Annotated in this window: 3 protein-coding genes and 1 pseudogene; 3 read left to right on the top strand and 1 reads right to left on the bottom strand. The window is 44.0% G+C overall.

Annotated features, from left to right (window positions below; translation table 11 throughout):
• Together IQ229_RS12535 and IQ229_RS12540 are read left to right on the top strand one after the other, a co-directional pair.
• A partial coding sequence (locus IQ229_RS12535) for a P-loop NTPase fold protein (protein ID WP_194044131.1) occupies positions 1–1,172 on the top strand: 1,172 nt, incomplete at its 5' end.
• Positions 1,148–1,963, top strand: a pseudogene (locus IQ229_RS12540) (hypothetical protein); the annotation flags it as partial. The gene IQ229_RS12535 and the pseudogene IQ229_RS12540, both read left to right, overlap by 25 nt.
• 54 nt (positions 1,964–2,017) lie before the next feature.
• Here IQ229_RS12540 and IQ229_RS12545 read toward each other — a convergent pair.
• A complete protein-coding gene (locus IQ229_RS12545; RefSeq protein ID WP_194044133.1) occupies positions 2,018–3,937 on the bottom strand; it encodes a transketolase C-terminal domain-containing protein in 1,920 nt (639 codons plus the stop codon).
• A 295-nt stretch (positions 3,938–4,232) separates the two neighbouring features.
• Here IQ229_RS12545 and IQ229_RS12550 point away from each other — a divergent pair, with 295 nt between their 5' ends.
• Entirely contained in the window at positions 4,233–4,997 is a 765-nt protein-coding gene (locus tag IQ229_RS12550; protein WP_193945782.1) for a DeoR/GlpR family DNA-binding transcription regulator, read from the top strand.
• The last annotated feature ends 74 nt before the right edge of the window (positions 4,998–5,071 follow it).

Here is a 5,071-nt window from a genome sequence, read left to right on the forward strand (position 1 = left end):
ATACACCAACCTGTCAACTATTTACAGGACATCTTGGCTGTGGAAAATCAACGGAGTTGTTGCGCCTGAAAGCTGAGTTAGAAGTGGAGCAATTTCATGTAGTTTACTTTGAGTCTACCCATGTCTTAGAAATGGCTGATGTGGATGTGACTGATATTTTGTTGGCGATCGCTGGACAGGTGAGTGAAAGTCTAGAAGGGATGAAAATTAGGCTCAAGCCTCGCTACTTTAGCAAGTTGTTTGGTGAAGTTGTGGATTTCTTGCAGACGCCAATTGACGTTGGGGTAGAAGCAGAGTTATCTGTAGGGATTGCCAAAATTACAGCTAAAACGAAAGAAAGTCCCCAATTGCGGCGGCGATTAAGAGATTATTTAGAACCGCGAACCGCAAATATTTTACAGTCAATTAATCAAGAATTACTAGAACCTGCCAACAAAGAACTCAAAGCCAGGGGTAAAAAAGGATTAGTGGTAATTGTTGATAACTTGGATCGAGTCGCAATTAGACCTTTACCATCGGGGCGATCGCTGCCAGAATATTTATTTATTCAGCGTGGCGAACAGTTACGCAAACTGAATTGTCATGTAGTCTATACTATTCCTTTAGCCCTAACTTTCTCCAACGATAGCGCCGAACTTCAGCATCGTTTGGGGGGTGGAGTTGCCCCAAAAATGTTACCGATGATACCTGTGCGTTTGCGCTCTGGTGAGATTTTTCCCCAAGGGCTATCAATGATGCGGCAAATGGTGCTAGCTAGAGGTTTTCCAGACATTTTACCTAGCGATCGGTTAGGCTTAATTACAGAGGTGTTTGATAGTTTAGAAACCTTAGATCGATTATGCCTAATGAGTGGTGGTCATGTACGCGACTTACTAGGTTTACTGTTTGACTGTTTGCGAGAACAAGATCCACCCTTTGAGCGGGAATGTGTCGAACTGGTAATTCAAAGACAGCGGGATTACCGAGCCAACGCTATCGACCCCCATGAGTGGGAACTAATCTTTCAGGTAGTGCAACAGCAACGAGTTAGAGGTGATATAGAATACCACACCCTTTTGCGAAGTCTATTTGTATTTGAATACCGCGATCATCAGGGAGCTTGGTTTGCCGTCAACCCAGTTTTAGCAGAGACGGAAAAGTTTAAATCATGGTTGAACGACACGCACAAGTAGATATCAGAGCAGCTAATGAGCGTGCTTTACGGAGTTTGGGGAGAGCAATTACCCTTTCTAGCGGTCAATTCTCCCTGGTTTTGGTGTGCTGCAATTATCGAGTTTTGCAAGAACTTATGCTGCAACGACTCGAAGAAATCTCTTCAGGAGTACACCATATTCAAAAGGTAATTCTGCCGCATAATGCCAGGAGTCTTTACACAAGTATTCATTTACAGCTGCTAACCGAAGCTAATCCGCCATCGGCGTTGATGATTTTGGGTTTAGAGTCAGTAGATGGACTCGACGATTTTCTGAGGTCTATTAATCATATTCGGGATGAATTTCGCAAACGCCACCCATTTCCAATGATTGTATGGGTGAATGACAAAGTGTTGCAAAAGGTAGCGCGTTTAGCACCAGATTTTGCTAGTTGGGCGGCGACACCGATTCGGTTTGACATGACAACTCAATCACTGCTGCAATTTCTACAACAGGAAACTGACTCTTTATTTGCGACAGTGTTAGCAAACAATGCTGCACAACACCAACCTCCTCAAGTTGCCAAGCATTATTCCACTGTCGAGCAAGTCTGGGAACATAGTTATGAACTCCACTTTGCCATTAGAGAGTTGCACAATCGTGGTATTACCTTAGAGCCAGAATTACACGCTAGTTTAGAATTTGTTTTTGGTCTAGATAATTATATTAGCGATCGCATCAATACAGGTTTAAGCCATTTTCAGCAAAGCTTGCAAGTTTGGCAAAAGTTGGCAGAGAAAGAGGAAGCAGGGGAGCAGAGGGGCAGAGGGGAAAAATTTACTGCCACTTCTCCACTGCTACCCTGCTATGCCCTAATAAATGAATTAACTTTTTCCAACTAACTCCTTCACTTTGTTGATGATGCTCACTGGATCGATACCTTGATATGGGTACTGTTCCCACAAACCGCCGCAACCTTCTTTGTGAGTTCCAAGATGGGCATATTTGGGAGTCAAACCCCGCTCTAGTAGCCAAGAACCGAAACGACTGCCTAAGCCAGTGCGACGGTTGAAGGCTTCTACTACAAGCACAAAAGGAGCATTACCAACTTTGGTAATTATTTCTTCATCAATGGTGTTTAAAGTTGCTTTGTTAACCAAACCAACGTCTAGCCCTTCTTGTTTAAGACGCTCTACAGCATCTAGGGAACGGTAGAGAGCATCGCCAAAACTGATGATGTAACCTTGCGTCCCTTCTCGTATTACTTCATCTTTACCGGGAACAAATTTGTAACCATTGCCAAAGAAGTCATTGCCGTTGCTGTCCTTAATATTGGGCACTTTAGAACGGGTGGAGAAAATAAACCGCAATCCAGGCTCAAAGAACACAGCTTCTACACAAGCTGTCATTTGATTAACATCTGCTGGGAAATACAACTGTGTTTGGTAGCCATCATCCAAGCCATTGTCGGCAAACATATTGTTCAAACCGAAGTGGCAGGTGTTATCTGCCATGTCATCTATACCCGCATGGGAAAAGTGACACAGAACATTGGAATAGTTCAGCCGTGCCATTGTAATTTCTGAGATACACATTTCTAAGAAGGCGCTGAAGGTGGCAAAAATACCTTGCTTGCCTTTCTCCATCCCGAATCCAGCCGCAGCAGAGAAGTTGCTCCGTTCCATAATGCCGGAGGAAATAAATATTTCTGGGTATGTATCATGAATTTTCTTCAAACCGCAGGAGCCTTCTAAGTCACTATCAATGACCCTAATTTTTTCTTTACGCTCCGCTTCACTCATGCGATCGAGAACACCCACCACAGCTTCACCAAACACACTGCGGTTAGCGCCCCATTTGTCACTGGAACCCAGAAACGTATATGTTTGTTTGGGTTTCTCAATACTTTTAAGGTATTCGACAGCCGCAGTTTGTCCGCGAGATTCTAAATACTTAAGTGCTAAATCTACAGAAATTACATCATGACCATGAGTGGAGCCTTCTAAACCTTCAATACCAGGACACATCGGGCGTTTATTGATAATAGCGATCGCTCCGGGAGTATTTACAGCTTCGCAAATACGACGGTATAAATCGTCTAAATCTTCCCCGTCTCCCTGAAGTACTTTTAACCCGTGCCCTTCTAAGGTTTTGGCGACACTAAAACCAGGTAAATATTTAGAAGGATGTCCAGCGATCGTGACATCATTGTCATCAATAATCAGCTTGACGTTGAGATGTTGAGCAACAGCCAAGCGAGCAGCTTCAGCATCGTTGCCTTCTTGTTGCGATCCATCAGAACCAAGACAGAAAACAGCTTTGCCTGGATTCGCCATTGCCACACCATTGATGTAAGGCCAAACATGGCCCAGGCGGCCAGAACTAAATTTCACACCAGGAGTTAGCCCTAGTTCGGGGTGTCCCGGTAAATGGGAATGTGCTTGCCGATAACGTAAAAGTTGCTCGGCAGGTAAGTCACCATGCAAGGTTGCCATTAGATATTGGGTGGCGACTCGATGTCCTGCTTCATCAAAGAAAATCGGCACAAATTGCTCTGATGCTCCCCGGAAAAAGGCATCGAGAATCATCACCTCTGGCACTGTATCATAAGGCCCACCAGTATGGCCACCCACTCCGCTAGCAGCGCCAGTCGCCGTAAAAAAGACGATCGCATCCCGGCAGAGTTGAATATTCGCTTTTAGAGTTTCTCGCTGTTGGGCGGTAAGGCTGGAATTTGCTGGATTGAGCGCTAAAAATTGGTAAGCACCGAGATCAATCGGAAATTGGGTATTAATAGTAGTCATGGTTTATTGATTGAATAAAAAACAATTTGAACAGACCGAATGCGCGATCGCACTACAAAAAAATTGTTAAAACCCCCATTGAGCAACAATTATTCAAGCTCAAGCCAACCACTCAGAACCATTGTGGAACCGTGTGATTTCATCAAGTGCCAAAATCAATACATTCAATTGTGCATGAATATGCTTGAATTCAATTGAAGTTACGGATTACCGTACAAAGACTTGCATATCAATAAGTATAAACTCACAAACGTGCAATTTCAAGTCCAAAAACGCATTTTCAGGAAAATTAATTATGCTAACTGCTGAACGACGACAATTCATCTTAGAAATTCTGCGTCGTGATAAAAAGGTACTTTCGACAGAACTTAGTGCTGTTCTGAAAGTTTCTGAGGATACGATTCGTCGGGATTTGCGAGAACTGGCAGAAACGGGACTATTGCAACGCGTTCATGGGGGAGCGCTCCTCAAATCTCCAGCCACCGCTAGTTATGCCGATCGCCAAAAGCAAGCGCCAAAGGAAAAGGAAGCGATCGCTCGGACAGCAGCAAAATTAGTTTGTACAGGACAGGTGGTGATTTTAGACGGAGGTACAACAACTCTCCAAGTAACCCGTCATTTGCCCCTAGATTTGCATGCAACAGTGATCACAAATAGTCCGCCAATAGCAGTTGCTTTAGCAGAACATCCCCATATAGAAGTTGTGATGTTAGGTGGACAACTCTACAAAAAAGCCTTGGTGAATGTGGGTACTGTCACCATTGAGACATTACGGATGATTCGTGCAGATTTGTGCATGTTAGGGGTTTGCAGTTTACATCCAGAAGTTGGGATTAGTGTACCTAACTTAGACGAAGCCCATGTCAAACGAGCGATGATTGCTGGATCGGCTGAGGTAGTCGGATTAGTCACAGCAGAAAAATTAGACACCGCTGCTCCTTATCTAGTGGAGTCTATTCATGCCCTGACTTACCTAGTAACTGCACCTACGGTATCTAATAATATGCTAAGTGCCTACAAAGCTTTAGGTTTGACCATTATACGTGATGAACACGAATGATCTGAATTTGAAGATGCGATCGCTGGGGATTGGGGAAGGGAATAGGGTACAGGTTAGAGGGTACAGATTATTCC

Source organism: Nostoc cf. edaphicum LEGE 07299, from assembly GCF_015207245.1.
Classification (GTDB): domain Bacteria; phylum Cyanobacteriota; class Cyanobacteriia; order Cyanobacteriales; family Nostocaceae; genus Nostoc; species Nostoc edaphicum_B.